This is a genomic window from Winkia neuii subsp. neuii DSM 8576 (assembly GCF_000420405.1).
Taxonomy (GTDB): Bacteria; Actinomycetota; Actinomycetes; order Actinomycetales; family Actinomycetaceae; genus Winkia; species Winkia neuii.
On the sequence record NZ_ATUW01000008.1, the window covers coordinates 83,795 to 100,422 of the forward strand.

Below are 16,628 nucleotides of genomic sequence, written 5' to 3' on the forward strand. Positions count from 1 at the left end.
GCTTAACCATGCCACGAAGTTCCTCCTTCTTCGTACGCGAAATATCTTGTGAGTGCGAAAAGCAGGCAAATCGAACTGACTAGTAGCGCTACTGCTCCGGCTACCCCGGGCTGCCAGGGCAGAACGGCTCCTGGCAGGGCTGCCACAAAATCCCCCACGGCATCAATCCATGCCCCGGCACCGGAGGCAACCCAGAGGAAAGGACGACACCACCCCCTCGGCAGTAGCGCCCCCACCAAACCGAACAAAGTAACGAATGGGACTGCGGGCGCCGCACATAAATTAGCTATTGGTGCAAGCAAAGTGACGCCTGGCCGCAGCAGTAACAACAACGGGCCAGAAAGGCATCCTGCAGCAAGCGAGGTAGAGAAAGGCCCAGCGAGGGCGCGGGGAAGTAAGTGGGTCAGGGCAGCCTCGAGGGGAGGAGCTAAGGTAAGCACCGCAAATGTTGCGGCCACCGAGAGTGCAAAGCCAATGTCAGCTGCATAAGTTGGAGAAATTGTGAGCATTGCTAGAGAAACCACCGCAAGGGCATTCACTGCTGCCCCAGGCCTTGAAAGTGCTAATCCGACGAGCGCTATTAGCCCCATCGCCCCCGCCCTCAGCACTGATGGCGAGGCCCCAACTAAGATCACAAAACCACCTAGTGCCAATACTGATACGACTATTTTGGCGCGCTTTCGCAGAGCGTGAGCTCCAACCCCAACTGTGCCTACCACTACGGCAACGTGAGTACCTGAAACGGCGGTAAGGTGCGCCAACCCCGAATCTTTTAGGGCCTGGGCCTGCCCCTGCGAAAGGAAACGGCAGTCCCCGAGGGCCATTGCGCTTACTATGGCTGCCGCCCTGGAGTGACCCAGGCGCTCATGCAAATACCTACGTCGAGCATTGGCCCAGCGCGCGAGCAGTGTCTGCTTTCCAAATGCCCGGGGAGGGCCGCAGTGCAGCAAAATTCTGGTTGCCGGCTCCGCCCTCTTCCAGCTGCACCGCGCACGAAGTTTTTGCCCCGGGTGCCCGACAAGTTTTGGACCTAATACTACGGCCCGCTCCGAAACCTTTTTGCCGGACACCTGTGTTACATCTGCCTTTACATATCGCGCGTAGGTACCTGAGCGTACCTCAGAGACCAGTTTCACAGTAACTACCCCGCGCTCGGCCGCTGAAAAGGCCGACTGCTCGCGCTCGGCCTGCTGCAAATAGGCGCCAGCCGAAACAAAGATAGAGGCCGCAGCAACTATAATGATCGCACCGTTTGTGCGCCCGGCATTGTGCTTTTGATGTTTTCCCGCCGGTGCATAGGCAGCCCCAACGATTGTTATAAGGGCCCCCATGCAAAAGGTAATCTGCGCACCGAGCCCAATTCGCGGCGCCAGTAGCGCCAGAGCCCAGGCTGCTCCGAGCGCTGGCAGCAGCCGCAAATCAAGAGTGTTCACACGCAGACCTCGGAACCAATCTTCTTGACCAAGGAAGGACCAATTCCAGAAACATCCTGTAATTCGTCCACAGACTTGAATGGCCCCTCCTTTTCGCGATGGGCAGCTATGCGTCCCGCGAGCGCTGGCCCTATACCATTTAGCTCCTGCAGATCTTTTTCAGTAGCCGAATTCAAATCCACGCAGTCGCTTTTGGCGCCCGCGGCAGATTCAGCTGGTTTTTGCCCTACCTGAGGCACCACAATTTGTTCGCCGTCAGTTAGCGGTTTAGCCAGGTTTATAGCGGCAAGATTGGCGCTCGGCTTCGCGCCTCCCACCTGTTTGATCGCATCGTCGACGCGGGCACCTGCATGCAGGTGCACTAGGCCCGGTTTGCTTACCTCGCCCACCACGTGCACTACCACTTCAGGCTTGCTAGCTGCCGAGGGCGGAGGGGTAGCCGGGTTACCGGTAGCTGGCTGGACCGGCGCTTTCGCCTCACCCGGATTGTCAATGGCTGAGCCGATTCCGCACACTATAGCGATAGTGGCAATTACCAACCCCAAGACGAGCGCAGAGGTAGGACCGGGCAGTAGCCGCAGCCGAGTTCGCATAGGCGTCTCGGGCTGCGGCCTAACTGTATTGAACGCCGCACTGGCCAAAGTTTGCACCGGGATCTTCTTCATAGTGCCCAATGTAAGTTTTCCCGCGACAGCATTGGGCGTAAATTGATCCCGGCTGTGGATACCGCCTTTTAATCTTGCTGTGGATAACTAGGGCAGTGCACCAGTGCGGCCCTGAGGACCCTCGTCTGCCCCGGCTGGAGCAGCGGCTCGTCTGCAACCTCTGCCCTGTTGAACGCATTGGTCATAAAATGGCACGGCTCCATAGCGAATGACTTACCGGGACGATAGCGCAGAGTATCGCCGGTGAATATGTGCACGATGCCGCACCCCAGCCTGCCACCTTCTAGTAGCCCCTCCAGGGTGGTAACAGAGCCGTCGGGATGCGTTAGCCTTGTGCGCACCACCCCGTCAGGATCCGGGACGAGGTTGGTGTAGGCAAGATCTATCCCAGCCAGCCCTTCGAAGGCGATCTGCCGGTTCCCATTCCGGTCCACAAATGCTTCTTTGCCTGGAACGGGAATTAGCGCCTCATCGACCTTCACCTGAGTGCGAGCAGGAATATCGACTTTGGCTTCGCCCTCGCCCTGGTAAGCCAGGTAGGGATGCCAGCCCAAACCCACTTTAATGGCCTGTTCGGCACAGTTGGTGCAGCGCAATTCCAGCTCGAGCCGACCTCCCTCGCGAAGAGTGTAGGTAGCCTGCAACTTGGTCGGCCAAGGGTAGCCGGGAACACCCTGGTTATGGGCTTCTATCGTAATAGAATCTGCGCGCCGGCCCACTAACTCAAAATTGGCGGAGGCGTACAGCCCGTGTAGCGCCTCGCGCAACCCAGAGGGATCCGCCCCAAGGTCGTATTCTTTGCCGCCAAAGCTGTAGCGGGCATCTTCAATTCTGTTAGACCAGGGGGCCATCAGTGCCGCGCGGTAGCCGTCCAGAGACTGCAGCTCCTGTTCGTTCCGGTAGCCGTCTAACAGCTCCCGGCTCCGACCCTCGGATTCTATAACCCAGCTTGTAACAACACCCCTAAATGCGGAAATGCTAGCGCGCGCATCGGCGCATGTGATAACCCAATCGTTCATGGCACCAGAGTAATGCCCCGGGTCGAAAAAGTTAGAAAATACTAAGAATTAGTGTTCAGCAGGCCTCGAGCGGCACTTTTCAGTAGAGTGGTCGGTGAGTACGCGACAAACAGGAGACAAACGTGTCGGATTTTGTTCCCCCCGGGCAACACAAGGCCTCTCAGCCCTTGCCCCAAAGCAGTGCTAATACACACTCGCCCTCCGGGCAGCCTCCTGCCAACTACGGCAACTATGCTAGGCAGCAAGCCCCCTCGGGGCCTTTGAACTACCGCCAGTTGAGGCCGGGCATTGTTCCGTTGCGCCCGCTCACTGTAGGCGACATCCTGAGCGGGATTTTCGAGCTCATCCGCAAAAATCCCAAGACAGTTTTTGGGCTTGCCTTCACCGTTTCCATAGTGCTACTGGCAATTTCTATTCCCGTCACCTTAGTTGCTAACCACCTCTTGCCCGCAGATTTTATGAAGGGCTCGGAGTCCTCACTCACCTTTGGGTATTTCGATTCGCTAAGTAGCTGGATCCCCTCCACCATTGGCTCCTATCTACTTATCCCACTAATGGTCTTCGTTGTCATAAAAGCGATTGAGGGCAAAAAGGTGTCCATGTCGGAGACATGGAATGCTGTAAAAGGGTCAATCTGGCGGTATATTGGCGCCTCCCTCCTGCAGGGATTGGTAGTGATTGCAGTATTTGGACTATTGGTTGGAGTAGTGTTGCTCATTGGTTACGCATCAGGCGGTTTTAACTCATCTTCCGCTGCGGTGCTTATAGGGGCAGCAATCATTCCTTTCCTACTGCTGGTGGTTGTGGTATATCTGCTGGTGTTCCGCTTCAGCTTCTACGGACAGGCAATCGTAGTCGAGGGCGCAGGCGTAATTGGATCTTTCAAACGCAGCTGGAACCTTCTGAAAGGCCAATATTGGAGGGCGCTGGGCATCTCGCTGCTCGGCCAGCTAGTGATTTCAGTGATCACCACCGCAATCCTCAGCCCGGTAGCACTGATTGCCGGCATTATTGGTGCGGCCACCGGCAGTACTGGTGACTTTGGCGCTATGCAGACAGCAATGTTTGTAACGCAGATCGTAGCCACACTTATTGCGGGTGTCATCACCTTGCCTCTAAGCACTGCGCTCTCCTCGATCTTGTACACCGACGTGCGCTTCCGCAAAGAAGGCTTGGACGTGGCACTTATTCAACAGGCTGCAAAGTCCGCTCGATGATCTTTACGTATCTGCCGCTAGTTGAGCCCTCCCCCGACGAGGCGCGGGACGCACTTGCCCGCGAACTGGAAAAACCAGTTTATTTCGACCTGCGCGCCACGCTGCAAAAGCTGCTGAACCAGATTTTAGGCAAACTACAAATTGACTCGCTAGGCGACTTTTCGCTGGGTAGCGTGCTTACGATCTTGGTCATTGTTGTTCTCGCACTCATAGGGTTTTTTCTACTGCGTCGGATACTCCGCAATCGCAAACAAACCGCGACCGAATCTACCGCCCTTGTAGATCCCACCATTCCCGCTGCAAGCTATGCGGAGCGTGCCGAACAGGCTCTGCAAACTGATCCCGCCTCCTCAGTGCAGGAAGCTTTCCGCGCTATTGCGCAAAAATGCGTAGAACGTAAGCTCATCGAGGTCGAGGCAGGGCAAACTGCGGGCGAAGTATCAAGGGCTCTAGCGGCCATCTTTCCCTCCCTAGCGCAGCGCATCCAGAAGGTAACCAACTCCTTCGACATTGCCACCTACGGGCAGGCCAATCTTATTACCGCCACCCACGCAGTCGAGGCCTTAGACCTCTACCGCAACCTTGCGAGCGCCCAAGCTGAAGGTAACGCTAGCGCCGGTAGCTCTATGCCGGTGCCGGCTTCCATCAGGGGGGTTAAATGAGCGTGGCAACTCCGGTAGGGCACAGCCCCAAAACTATTTGGCGTTCTGCCACCGCCTGGGTAGCCGCCTCCTTAGTTTTACTTGCGCTCGGCGTTGTGGCACTGTGGCCGAGTTCACCTTCTATTGCTCTAGATCCGCAAACGCCCAATGCCTCAGGGGCCCAGGCACTCGCCCAAGTACTGAAGCAAAAGGGGGTAACGCTTACAGTTGCTCGCTCTGATTCGGACATGAAGAAGCAACTGAAAACCGACGCTGCCGCCACGGTTGTGGTAACGGATACTGGAGCCGGAATAGGCCGAGCAGTGCCCAAGTTACTGCAGCGTGCAAACGTAAAAAGAGTCGTTTTGTTAGCCCCTGCGGAGAAAGTACTAAAACAGCTCAACACTGGGCTAGTTCCGGCCGGAGATACAGTTGCCCTCGCTGATCCTCCCGCCCACTGCCGTGGCATTTTCGGAAAAGCCAAGCAACTTTCTATCTTTGGGGAAGGCTATAAACCCGAAAAGGAAACTGAACAGGGTACCTTCCGGTGTCTAAGCTCACCAGATGCAGCTCAGGTATTTTTACTCCCAAAAACTTCAAAGCACCCCCAGCTTCTGGTACTTGGAAACGCGAAGTCCTTTTCCAATTCCGCGATCCTCGAAGAGGACAACGCTGCGGCTGCCCTAGCAGCTACCTCCCCCACTAACAGGGTCGTCTGGTATTCGCCCACCCAAAACGGCGACGCTCCCATCTCCGGTGCCGACCAGCTCAAGCCGGTAAATTTGCTACCGAAATGGTTTGCGCCCGCCCTCGCGCTGCTGGCATGGGCGTTCCTGCTATTTGCTTTTTATAAGGGACGCCGTTTTGGCAGGCTTGCTACAGAGGAGTTACCGGTCATCGTGAAGGCCTGCGAAACCACCCAGGCCTTGGGCCGCATGTATGCCTCGAGCAAAGACTACAGGCAGATGATTGCCACGCTCCAAACGGAGCTGCGTCCTCGTCTTTCTACCGCACTCTTCTTGCCTTCCTTGGCTTCGAAAGAAGAACTGCTCACAGCGCTCACTCGAAAGACCAGACGGCAAAAATCTGACCTGGCCTATCTGCTCTATGGCTCCCCTAACTCTGAATCCGAAATGGTATCAATGGCGCGTGGCCTCACCGCCCTCGAACAGGAGGTAATCCGTGAACGAAACTAACGCCCGCGAGGCAATGATCCGCGTGCGCTCCGAGGTCGGCAAAGCCGTTGTCGGTCAAGAAGGAGCCATCACAGGCCTGCTTATTGGCCTACTTACCCGGGGACACGTCCTCTTAGAAGGGGTGCCGGGAACGGGCAAGACCCTACTCATTCGCTCTCTTGCCAAAGCGCTGTCAGTAGACTTCTCTAGAATCCAGTTCACTCCGGACATGATGCCTGGGGACGTTACCGGGTCACTTATTTATGATCAGGAAAAGAAGGATTTTACGTTCCGCCCTGGCCCCGTGTTCACCAACCTGCTCCTAGCCGACGAAATTAACCGCACCCCGGCAAAAACCCAGTCGGCGCTGCTAGAAGCAATGGCAGAACGACAAGTTTCCGTTGGCGGGCAGCCGCGCAAACTCGAAACTCCTTTTATGGTTGCGGCCACGCAGAACCCGATCGAATACGAAGGAACCTATCCGCTACCAGAGGCACAGTTGGACCGTTTTCTACTCAAAGTCCAGATGCCTGCCCCAGAGCGAGAACAAGAAATTGAAATAGTGCGTCGGCATGCCGAGGGTTTCAATCCCGCTGATCTAGACGGCGCCGGCCTGCAACAGGTGGCTTCTGCAGCCGACATCGAAGAGGGCGCAAGGCAGGTAGCACAGGTGCAAGTCAGCCCCGAAGTAACCGCCTACATTGTGGATATTGCCCGCGCAACCAGGCAGGCGCCGTCACTGTCGCTAGGCATGTCACCTCGCGCCGCCACTGCCCTGCTTGCTTCTTCAAAAGCCTGGGCCTGGCTTTCTGGACGCGATTTTGTTACTCCTGACGACGTGAAGGCGCTGGTGCAACCAACCATCGCCCACCGCTTGGCATTGCGCGCTGAGGCCGAACTGGAAGGGGTATCGGTAGACGCAGTCCTTGCCAGCGCACTCGATTCGGTGCCGGTTCCACGATGAGTATTTCCTGGCGCGGCCCACTGCTACTTGTCCTAGGCCTCTTGCCCCTATTTTTCTTCCCCTCCTACTGGCTCGTTTACGCACTGCTTGCCATTGTGGTGGTAGCGATTGGGGCAGACTTACTCGTCGCTGCCTCACCTCGAAAATTGCAGTTTGAGCGCGTAGAGTCGGATCCGCTCCGGGTGGGAGAAACTGGCGAGGTAGGTCTCAAACTAACGCTCCCCGCCGGGCGGAAGATGCGAGGGCAAGTGCGCGACGCGTGGCCCCCCAGCGTTGGAGCTGAAGACAATCGGCATTCCTTCGTGCTGACTGCTGGCAGGCAGGTCAAGGTGCAAACGTCCGTTACTCCCAAAAAGCGGGGGCTAACCCACCCAGATCTGGTGACGGTTCGCTCTTGGGGCCCTGCCCACCTAGCGTGTAGGCAGGTGTCGTTTAGGCTGGAAGGCTCCCTACAAGTTTTACCCGAATTTCCCTCGCGCAAACATTTGCCCGCGAAATTAGCCCAGTTGCAAGCCGTAGAAGGGCGCGCCAAGTCCAGGCAGCGCGGTCAAGGCACGGAGTTCGACTCACTGCGCGAATGGGTAGATGGTGACGACGTCCGCTCTATCGACTGGAGGGCGAGCGCCCGCTCTTCTGACATTGTTGTGCGGACTTGGCGTCCAGAACGCGACAGGCGCATATTGGTGGTCATCGATACTTCGAGGCTCGCTGCGGGACGAGTAGACGACATTCCCCGCCTTGATTCTCAGCTAGACGCTGCACTATTGCTGGGGGCGGTAGCTGGAAGGGCCGGCGACCACATTGGGTTTTTAGCTGGGGCTCAGGCCGTTGAAGCCTCGGTCACACAGACCACCCGAACGAATGTGTTGGCTGATTTCTCCAAGGCCATGATGAACCTAGAGGCCGACCTAGTAGAAGCGGATTGGTCTAAGCTTGCCGCCGCTACTATTGCGAACTCCCCACAGCTCTCACTTTTGGTCTTGCTCACGCCGCTCGAGCCAGTAGCTGCAGCTGAAACGCTGCTTCCCACACTTGCACATTTGGCTAAACGTTACCGGATAGTGATCGGCTCCGTGTCCGACCCCGAGGTCGAGCGCATGCGCCTGGCCAACTCCGATGCGCCGCAGGTATACGCTGCTGCTGCAGCCGCTAAGAGCAAGCTCAGGCGCCAAAAACTGAAGCGAGCTATAGCTCAATTTGGAGTGCAGGTTATTGACGCTCCCCCCGAGGACGTACCTACCCAGCTAGTGGACCACTATCTGGCTCTCAAATCCAAAGGATTGCTGTAGAGCGAGTTATTTATGTACGTGTACTACCGTGCCGACCTCGCCAAAGTCGAACAGCTCTTTGGCTTGGCTCGGAGGTAGCTGCACACACCCGTGGGAGCCTCCGAAACCAACTCCGGGCCCGAACTGCTTCTGCCAGTAGGCGCCATGTATTGCGTAGGAGTAGTGCCAGTACATTATCCATGGCACATTCGGGGCCCGGTAAGCTAGGGATCCGTCGTCGTTGTAGCCGACCATGGTTTGTATTGGACGTTTGAGGTACACCTTGTAGGTGCCTTCGGGCGTGGGATATTTGGGGCTGCCAGGGACCATCAGGTAGGGGCCAGCCATCTTGTTAGCTCCTGAATACGCCGAGATAGTGTAGTCGGTCAGGTTGATGTCGAACCATTTTTCTTCTTTCGCTGCCTGGTAAGGCAGCTTTTCGGCGCCTGGGGCAATAACCTTTTCTTCCCACTTTGCTGGCAGCGTTGCCATTTCGAGGGAATCAGAAAAATCTGTCCCCTGCGGGAGCGCTTTTGCTATCGCTTTTGCTAGCGCATCTAGATTCTGTACTTTGGTCCCGTCTACTTTCTGTTGCCTAACCTGAGTTACCTGACCAGCTTCGGTAACGTTCCGGATGCCATTTTGGGGAGCTTTAGCCACTTCTTTTTCTTTTTCGGCGAGCCACTTGGATATTTTTTTGGGGTCAGCACTAGCCTTTTTTGGGGCTTTCTCCGTTGGCGAGGCTACCCAAGAAAGCTTGTCGGCAGCAGTGGGTTCGATAGTTTTTCCCTGGGTGGTTAGAGTGATTTTTACCGGGGCAAATTTGTTTGCCGAAGCCACGTACTCTTGCAGGCTGGCTGCAGAATTCAGCGGTTGAATCTGGCCTGGCTGGGTGTTTACGCGCAAACTGCTACCAGCATTCAGAGCATTTTTCAGACCTTTTTCGAGGGCGCTCGGGGCTACTCCCCGGCCAGGTTTTCCGCCCGTTGCCCGAAGTTTTTGCCCCTCAACAACAAGCTTTGGTTCCACGGGGGCCACATAATCTTTGGTGAGGCTCGCAGCAGCAGAATCTAACGCAGCTTTGTCAAAAGTAACTGCTACGGGTATTACTTTCCCTGTAAACGGCACGGTTATGAAATCGCTCCAGGACCGTCCAGCAATCATTTTACTAGCTGTTTCAACCGCATCTACTTTCGCACCCAATTCCTTCTGGGTGAAGTGCTTTTGGCTCACCGCCTGCCCGTGGGCAGTTATTCCAATGTCTTTTGTGGCGTTTCGAACCAGCGGCCGGATTTGTTTGGTATTTTTCCCTGCCACTGGCTGCCCAGCTATTGTTTGCCCCGGCAGTCCCTTGTCGTGAAAGTAGAAGACATACCCTGCGCCGGCTACAGCTACCAGCAAAAGAAATACTGGCAGCAAAATTTTTACTCGTCTACCCATGTAACTACCTAACCCGGATTTCGCGATCTTCTTGCCAGGCCCTAGCTATGTCTCCGTCCTGACCGTGGTTGTAGGCATATCGGCCTATCCCAAAGACGTAGACGAAAAAAAGTACTTCTGCAACAATCCCGATGCCGACCCTTACTGAAGTCGGCAGGGCCGAGGGAGTGACGAAACCCTCCAAGGCCCCACAGATGGAAAGTACTACAACAAGTCCCATGGCTATGCCCACCACGGTTCGCCCCGCCTGCGCCAATGCCTCTGATCTAGTGCGAGGGCCGGGGCTTATCCACGACCAGCACAGGTACAGCCCGACTCCCCCTGCCACGAAGATACAGGTAAGTTCCAAAGTGCCGTGGGGCAGCAAGAGCCCAAAAAACTTTGCACCTGCCCCATGGTTAATCATGATGGCCCCGCTGACAGCCACATTTGCGACGTTTTGAAAGAGCATGTACAAAACCGGCGCCCCTAGCACTCCCATGGCTATGCAGAGGGCCGCAACCCACGAATTATTTACCCACACCTGGAACGAAAAGTGCGATGCAGCATACGTGCGATAGTAGTTTTCAAAATCCTGTTCTACCAGCTGTTTGACCATTTCTGGAGTGCCTACTGCGGCCTCGAGCTTTGGATCGGCCACTATTCGTGCGCCGATGAACACTGCCAATACGAGCGAAGCGGCCATGGTAGATAGCCACCAGTAGCGCAGCCTGTAAAGAGCAGCCGGCAGGGTCTGAGTAAAAAAATGTCCCACAAGTTTTAACGATGGGGTTCTGCTGGCACCCATCTTCCTGCGCGTCTTCGCGAGCAACATAGACAAAGAAGCCACCAGGGTAGGATCTGGCTCATTCGAACGCAACTGCGATAAGTGCGTACTCACGCGTTGGTAGAGCTCCACTGCTCTGTCTGCTTCGTCGGCATCTAGGTGGGACTTCTTTAAAAGCCCCTCCAATTCCCGCCAGCTGCGTTGGTGCACGTTCGCGTAAGCATCAATGTCCATGCCCCTACCCTATCTAACCTGTATGCTCGAAGGCGTGGCGAATAACCAAACTGACGAACTTGTTGTAGGCGAGGGCGTGGCTCTGCTGATTCCGCCGGCATCCGCGCTCGTACGAATCATGTGCGGAATAGTGGACGTAATCGTCTATGTTCTTGCCTCCGTTGCAATATTTTTACTATTTCCTACCTTTGGCAGCTCCTTCGACGCGGCACAGGTAAAGTCCATCCTAATTCTGTTAGTAGCCTGCACCACCGTCATCTTTCCAGCTACCGTAGAATCGCTAACTCACGGCAAATCACTCGGCAAGCTCATTGGCGGCATGCGCGTGGTTCGCATAGACTCCGGCCCCATAGTGTGGCGGCAATCTCTGACCCGAGCACTGATCGGCGTGGTGGAAATCTGGGGCTTTGGCGTACTCTCAGTTGTATTCGTCCTGTTTAACAAGCGATCGCGACGCCTTGGCGACATAGCTGCTGGAACCTACGTGATCAATGAACGGCGACCGCTCCGCATTCCCTCGCCCCCGGCGATGCCTGCACACCTCGAAGCTTGGGCGCGCAGCACCGACCTGGGGGGAATCAGCCCCGCCTTAGCAATATCGATGCGCCAGTTCCTCGCCCGCAAAAACCTACTTACTTCCGAGGGCGGATCCGCACTAGCTGGCCAGCTTATGCGACAAGTTCACCAGGCGGTACTACCCCGGCCCCCACAGGCCCCGCCCGAGCAAATTATCTCGGCTCTGCTCGCAGAACGCACTCGCCGTGAAACCGAAAGGCTCAACGCCGAAGAGACAATGCGTGAGCGCGTGCTAGCGGACTAATAAAACAATTGGGTGGGAGCCGGAAAGCTCCCACCCAACAAATTTTGCTTCGCCTACTTTGGCAACACCACATTCACCAACTTAGGGGCTTTTACAATTACCCGCCTAGGCTCAGCACCCGCCAAAGCCTCCTTTACGGCGTCGGTAGCAAGAGCAGCTTCCTGCAGATCTTCAGCCGAAATAGACGGCGATACCGACAGGCGCTCGCGGACCTTGCCCTGGATCTGCACGATGCAGGTCACCTCGTCCTCTTCAAGCAGAGACTCGTCGGTGACAACTGGGAACGGCACGCGAGCAATGGAGCCCTCGTGCCCCAGCATCTGCCACAGTTCTTCGGCAATGTGGGGCGCCACAGGTGAAAGCATAAGCACCAAAGGTTCGATGGCCTTGCGCGATACGCGTTTCTGCCCTGTCAGGTGGTTATTTAACACGATCATCTTGGCGATGGCAGTGTTGATGCGCATGTTGTCGTATTCAACAGTCACGTCAGCGATAGTGCGCGCCAGCAACTTGGCGGTAGGCCGATCCAGCTCCTCGTCGGTAACGGTGAGCTCACCAGTCTCTTCATCTAGCACATTGCGCCACAGCCTCTGCAAGAACCGCTGAGAACCAACCACCGCTCGAGTTTCCCAAGGGCGAGACATATCCAAAGGCCCCATAGACATTTCGTAGAGCCGGAAAGTGTCTGCACCGTATTCGGAGCACATGTCGTCTGGAGTGACAATATTTTTTAAGGACTTGCCCATCTTGCCGTACTCCTGGCTCACCGGCTCCCCCTTGTAGGTGAAACCGGATTGCTCGTCGCCTTCAACCTCGTCGGCCGGCACATACTGGCCCCGCGAGTCAGTGTAAGCGTATGCCTGCACATACCCTTGGTTGAAGAGCTTATGGAACGGCTCAGAAGAGGACAAATACCCGAGGTCGAAGAGCACCTTGTGCCAGAAGCGGGCATACAACAAGTGCAGTACAGCGTGCTCTACACCGCCCACGTACAGATCGGTACCGCCGGAGGCTCCCTCAGAACGCGGCCCCATCCAATAGGCTTCATTTTCTGGGGCCACAAACTCTTCGGCATTGTTCGGATCCGTGTAGCGTATCTCGTACCAGCACGAACCAGCCCAGTTGGGCATTGTATTCGAATCGCGGTGGTATACCTGTTCGCCCTCGCCTAGGTCCAAACGCACCGACAACCAGTCTTTAGCCCGTCCGAGAGGAGGCTCTGGCTCGGAGCGGGAATCGTTGGGATCAAACACGCGAGGGTTAAAGTCTTCCAGCTCGGGCAAGGTTACCGGCAGCATCTGCTCCGGCAGAGCGTGCACGCGCCCGTCCTCGGAATAAACCACGGGGAATGGCTCACCCCAATAGCGCTGGCGGCTAAACAACCAGTCGCGCAGGCGGTAAGTTGTGGCAGCGTGCCCGTGCCCACTCTGCTCTAGCCAAGCCACCATGGCTTTTATAGCTTCCTGCTTATTTTTTCCGTTCAAATCGAGCGCTTCGTTCGCCGAATTCATCAGTACCCCGTCGCCAGTCCACGCCGCCTCAGAGGCATCAAACCCCTCGGCGGGCGAAATAGTAGTGACGATGTCCAAATCGAACTTCTTGGCAAAGGCAAAGTCGCGCTCGTCGTGAGCGGGCACTGCCATGATCGCCCCGGTACCATAGCCCCATAGCACGTAGTCGGCCACAAAGACCGGGATATCGTTGCCTGTGACCGGGTTTTTGGCATAGATACCCGTAAAGACACCCGTCTTCTCGGTTGCGTCCCCACGTTCTTCTGTAGTTTTAGCGGCCGCCTGGAGACGATAGGCCTTTACGGCCTCAAGTGGCGTTGCCGCCCCGCCGGTCCAAGCCTGGCGCGTTCCCTCGGGCCAACTAGCAGGCACGTGCAAATCTTCATTTTGCGGATCAGCATCCCCCAGCAGTGGGTGCTCGGGAGCAATCACCATAAACGTGGCCCCGAACAGGGTGTCGGGGCGGGTAGTGTAGACCTCTAGTGAAGACACCTCCGAACCGGCTGCATTAGACAGTTCAAACGTCACGTTCGCCCCGTGCGATTGCCCAATCCAGTTCTCTTGCATGGCCCGCACTTTGTCGGGCCAATCGATGGTGGCCAGATCCTTAGTTAGCCGGTCCCCATAGGCGGTAATGCGCATCATCCACTGGCGCAGCTTGGAAGCGAAAACCGGGTAGTTGCCGCGTTCAGAGCGCCCCTCTGAAGTGACTTCCTCGTTAGCAAGAACGGTCCCCAACCCGGGACACCAATTGACCGGGGCGTAAGAAACGTAGGCCAACCTGTAACTGTCGATTATGTCGGCCTGTTCCTTCTTGGTGAGCTCCCCCCAAGCACGCCCATCCGGTGTAGGACGCGAGCCGTCCTCGAACTGGCTAATCAAAGTTTCAATTGGGCGTGCCCGCCCCTTGGTCCCCTCGCGGTTGTCGGCATCCGGGTCATACCAGGACCCAAAAATCTTCAAGAAAATCCACTGGGTCCACTTCACGTAGTCACTGTCGGTGGTGGCGAAGCTGCGACGCTTGTCGTGGGACAAGCCAATCCGGCGCAGCTGGCGGTTCATGTTGGCAATATTTTGCTCTGTCGTGATGCGCGGGTGCTGGCCAGTAGTTATTGCATACTGTTCCGCGGGCAGGCCAAAAGCGTCGTACCCCATGGTGTAGAGGACATTTTTCCCCTGCATTCGCTGGTAGCGAGCTACCACATCGGTTGCAATGTAGCCCAGCGGGTGGCCCACGTGCAGCCCCTTACCGGATGGATAGGGGAACATGTCCAGGAGGAAATAAGGGTCCTTTTTTGCGAGTGGGCCGGCCAAATCCCCTACCGGGTTGTCGGCGGCGAAAGTATTCTCTGCCTCCCACTTGTCTTGCCATTTGCTCTCAATTTGGCCAGCAAGCTCGGCGGTGTACCGGTGCGCAGTAACGTCTGCCATGAATCTTGTCTCCTCCTTGCGGAACTACCGCATCAATCCTAGGACATTTGGGGCCAGCGGCTGAAACTAGCCCACACTATGGGGCAGGTTTTCATATGATTGGTAGGAAGATCCAAGGAGGCAAATTGTCCGTTTTTACCGAAATTATCGACGGGAATATTCCAGGCACTTTCGTCTACGCCGACGATGTGGCAGTAGCATTTATGACCATTGAGCCAGTAAACGCCGGACACACTTTAGTAGTTCCGCGCGCCGAGGTCGAAAGCTTTTGGCAGGCAGACGAGAAAACTTTCGCGCACCTGGCCGTAGTTGCAAAACGCATCGCAGCAGCCCAGCTACAAGCTTTTGATTGCAAACGGGCGGGCTTGGTGATTGCCGGATTCGACGTGCCCCACTTGCATTTGCACGTAATCCCCGTCCACGGCGAGGGCGAACTCAACCTTGCCAAGGCGAATAAAGCTACTCAGACCGAACTAGACGCGGCCGCAACCAAGTTGCGTTCGGCACTAGCGGAAATTGGTTTTTCCAAACTGGTACCTAAGGATATGCACAAGCTTAGCTAACTGACTGGAGCGCAAAAAACGGCGGCGGCCACCGGGTCGCCGACCGTTTTTTCTGTGCCTTCCACCCGGATCGTTACAGTGCCCGCATAAGGTTTGCGTTCCACTACTTGCACCTGTAGCCCGGGGGTCAATCCTTGCGAAAGAACTTCTTTCAGCAGCTGCGTGTCGTCGTCGCTGACGCGTTCGACTAGCACCCTCTGCCCCGCGCTAAACTCGGTGAGCCTTTTCCACCCAGTATCCTCAACTGTCCCGTCGGCGCCCGGGATGGGATCGCCGTGAGGGTCGCGGCTGGGGTGGCCCAAAGCTTTGTCTATGCGCTCGAGCAACCTTTGCGTTACCGCATGCTCTAGAATCTCGGCCTCCTCGTCGACCTCGTCCCACCTGTAGCCCAGGGTTTCCACTAGAAACGTCTCGAGCAAGCGGTGTTTTCTAACGAGTTGAACGGCTAAAGAGTACCCCTTTTCTGTAAGCCCTATGCCGCGGTAGCGCTCGTGTTCGACCAATCCCGAATCAACTAGACGACGCACATTTTCCGAGGCCGTCGATGGAGCCACATTCATAGCTGCAGCTAGAGCATTTGTGCCCACACGGGCTTCTTCAAATTCGGTCGCAGAATAAATGTATTTCAAATAATCTTCGGCCATCGGGGAAAGTTCCATTACAACACCAACGCAATCTGATCGGCCATTGCAAACACTACTATCACGGCGATAAGCAAGTAGGAAATTATTGCGGGCGCCCACGGGTAGGCCGCCAAAAAACGCGCCACAGGCGCCTGCGGCCACACCCGCACAGCCCCTCGCCCAATCAGCATCATTGCCAAGCCAATCGAGACCACCCACACCGCCAAACAGTAGGGGCACAAGGTTGCAAACACGGCTATGGACACGTACAGGAAATAACAGACGACAGCTAGTGCCCCGATGCCCGTCAAGGCCCCAATTATCCAAAATAGGCGCGGCAGCTCAGCCTTTGCCAGCAGCGCCAAGCCAACCCCAATAGCGGCCGCGAAGAGGGCGGTCCCCACAAGCGCGTTGGGAATTCCAAGCAGGTGGGCCTCGGCAGAGCCGAGAGACTTGCCGCAACCCACTAGCGGGTTGAGGTCACACGCTAAAGTGGCCTGTGGGTTGGCAAGGTGGCTCAATTCAGCCTGTACCAAGGCCATGGAGGCCGCCAAACCGACTCCTGACAAAATCAGGAACGACACAGCCCAGACCGTACTGGTTCGCTTCTTCACGTCATCTCCAAAAAGTATTTTTCCTTGGCCCATTTTAGCCGGCCCGGACAAATACTACCCGACGCGATGGATGTCACAGGGATGTAGTTTGCGCTAATTCCAACTGGAGCGCTAAAGTAGTTTCCGGACGTTTTGAGAAACAAACGCCTGCGCCATTAGCTCAATTGGCAGAGCAGCTGACTCTTAATCAGCGGGTTGGGGGTTCGATTCCCTCATGGCGCACTGGGCCTTGGGTTCTCACGAC

At 56.2% G+C, this 16,628-nt stretch carries 15 protein-coding genes and 1 tRNA gene; 8 read left to right on the forward strand and 8 right to left on the reverse strand.

What is annotated here, in order from left to right; translation table 11 throughout:
* Positions 1-2: 2 nt before the first annotated feature.
* The 3 genes from G437_RS10995 to G437_RS0108430 form a co-directional block, all read right to left on the reverse strand.
* Positions 3-1,433: a ComEC/Rec2 family competence protein gene (locus G437_RS10995; RefSeq protein ID WP_024332123.1), complete on the reverse strand. Its 1,431-nt coding sequence runs from the start codon at positions 1,431-1,433 to the stop codon at positions 3-5.
* Complete coding sequence (locus G437_RS10635) at positions 1,430-2,098, reverse strand: ComEA family DNA-binding protein (RefSeq protein WP_024332124.1); 669 nt, start codon at positions 2,096-2,098, stop codon at positions 1,430-1,432. The genes G437_RS10995 and G437_RS10635 overlap by 4 nt, the downstream gene beginning before the upstream one ends.
* 68 nt (positions 2,099-2,166) lie before the next feature.
* A complete protein-coding gene (locus tag G437_RS0108430; protein ID WP_024332125.1) occupies positions 2,167-3,117 on the reverse strand; it encodes an aldose 1-epimerase in 951 nt (316 codons plus the stop codon).
* A gap of 122 nt (positions 3,118-3,239) precedes the next feature.
* Here G437_RS0108430 and G437_RS0108435 point away from each other — a divergent pair, with 122 nt between their 5' ends.
* The 5 genes from G437_RS0108435 to G437_RS0108455 are packed head-to-tail and all read left to right on the forward strand — an operon-like array spanning position 3,240 to position 8,403.
* On the forward strand, positions 3,240-4,334 hold the full coding sequence (locus G437_RS0108435; RefSeq protein WP_024332126.1) for a DUF7847 domain-containing protein: 1,095 nt from the start codon (positions 3,240-3,242) through the stop codon (positions 4,332-4,334).
* A complete protein-coding gene (locus tag G437_RS0108440) occupies positions 4,331-4,996 on the forward strand; it encodes a DUF4129 domain-containing protein (protein WP_024332127.1) in 666 nt (221 codons plus the stop codon). Before G437_RS0108435 ends, G437_RS0108440 begins: the two co-directional genes overlap by 4 nt.
* Complete coding sequence (locus G437_RS0108445; RefSeq protein WP_024332128.1) at positions 4,993-6,171, forward strand: DUF4350 domain-containing protein; 1,179 nt, start codon at positions 4,993-4,995, stop codon at positions 6,169-6,171. The genes G437_RS0108440 and G437_RS0108445 overlap by 4 nt, the downstream gene beginning before the upstream one ends.
* Positions 6,172-6,184: 13 nt before the next feature.
* Entirely contained in the window at positions 6,185-7,114 is a 930-nt protein-coding gene (locus tag G437_RS0108450) for an AAA family ATPase (RefSeq protein WP_081638945.1), read from the forward strand.
* Positions 7,111-8,403 (forward strand): DUF58 domain-containing protein, encoded by a 1,293-nt coding sequence (locus G437_RS0108455; protein ID WP_024332130.1) that lies wholly within the window; start codon positions 7,111-7,113, stop codon positions 8,401-8,403. The genes G437_RS0108450 and G437_RS0108455 overlap by 4 nt, the downstream gene beginning before the upstream one ends.
* 6 nt (positions 8,404-8,409) lie before the next feature.
* On the opposite strand, the gene G437_RS0108460 is transcribed toward G437_RS0108455, so the two are convergent.
* Positions 8,410-9,822, reverse strand: a complete 1,413-nt coding sequence (locus G437_RS0108460; protein WP_024332131.1) for a L,D-transpeptidase — start codon at positions 9,820-9,822, stop codon at positions 8,410-8,412.
* Between the two features lie 4 nt (positions 9,823-9,826).
* Positions 9,827-10,822, reverse strand: a complete 996-nt coding sequence (locus G437_RS0108465) for a stage II sporulation protein M (RefSeq protein WP_024332132.1) — start codon at positions 10,820-10,822, stop codon at positions 9,827-9,829.
* A 22-nt stretch (positions 10,823-10,844) separates the two neighbouring features.
* Between G437_RS0108465 and G437_RS0108470 the strand changes: the two genes are divergently transcribed.
* On the forward strand, positions 10,845-11,642 hold the full coding sequence (locus G437_RS0108470; RefSeq protein ID WP_029769500.1) for an RDD family protein: 798 nt from the start codon (positions 10,845-10,847) through the stop codon (positions 11,640-11,642).
* Positions 11,643-11,695: 53 nt separating this feature from the next.
* Here the strand turns inward: G437_RS0108470 and G437_RS0108475 are convergent, their stop codons facing one another.
* Positions 11,696-14,584: a leucine--tRNA ligase gene (locus G437_RS0108475; RefSeq protein ID WP_024332134.1), complete on the reverse strand. Its 2,889-nt coding sequence runs from the start codon at positions 14,582-14,584 to the stop codon at positions 11,696-11,698.
* Between the two features lie 125 nt (positions 14,585-14,709).
* On the opposite strand from G437_RS0108475, the gene G437_RS0108480 reads away from it, so the two are divergent.
* Positions 14,710-15,147, forward strand: a complete 438-nt coding sequence (locus G437_RS0108480; protein WP_024332135.1) for an HIT family protein — start codon at positions 14,710-14,712, stop codon at positions 15,145-15,147.
* Here the strand turns inward: G437_RS0108480 and G437_RS0108485 are convergent.
* Positions 15,144-15,806, reverse strand: coding sequence for a metal-dependent transcriptional regulator (locus G437_RS0108485; protein ID WP_024332136.1), 663 nt, complete (start codon positions 15,804-15,806; stop codon positions 15,144-15,146). The two genes, G437_RS0108480 and G437_RS0108485, sit on opposite strands and share 4 nt — an antisense overlap.
* A complete protein-coding gene (locus G437_RS0108490; RefSeq protein WP_024332137.1) occupies positions 15,806-16,384 on the reverse strand; it encodes a vitamin K epoxide reductase family protein in 579 nt (192 codons plus the stop codon). The genes G437_RS0108485 and G437_RS0108490 overlap by 1 nt, the downstream gene beginning before the upstream one ends.
* A gap of 149 nt (positions 16,385-16,533) precedes the next feature.
* Between G437_RS0108490 and G437_RS0108495 the strand changes: the two genes are divergently transcribed.
* Positions 16,534-16,606: transfer RNA gene (locus G437_RS0108495), tRNA-Lys, on the forward strand.
* The last annotated feature ends 22 nt before the right edge of the window (positions 16,607-16,628 follow it).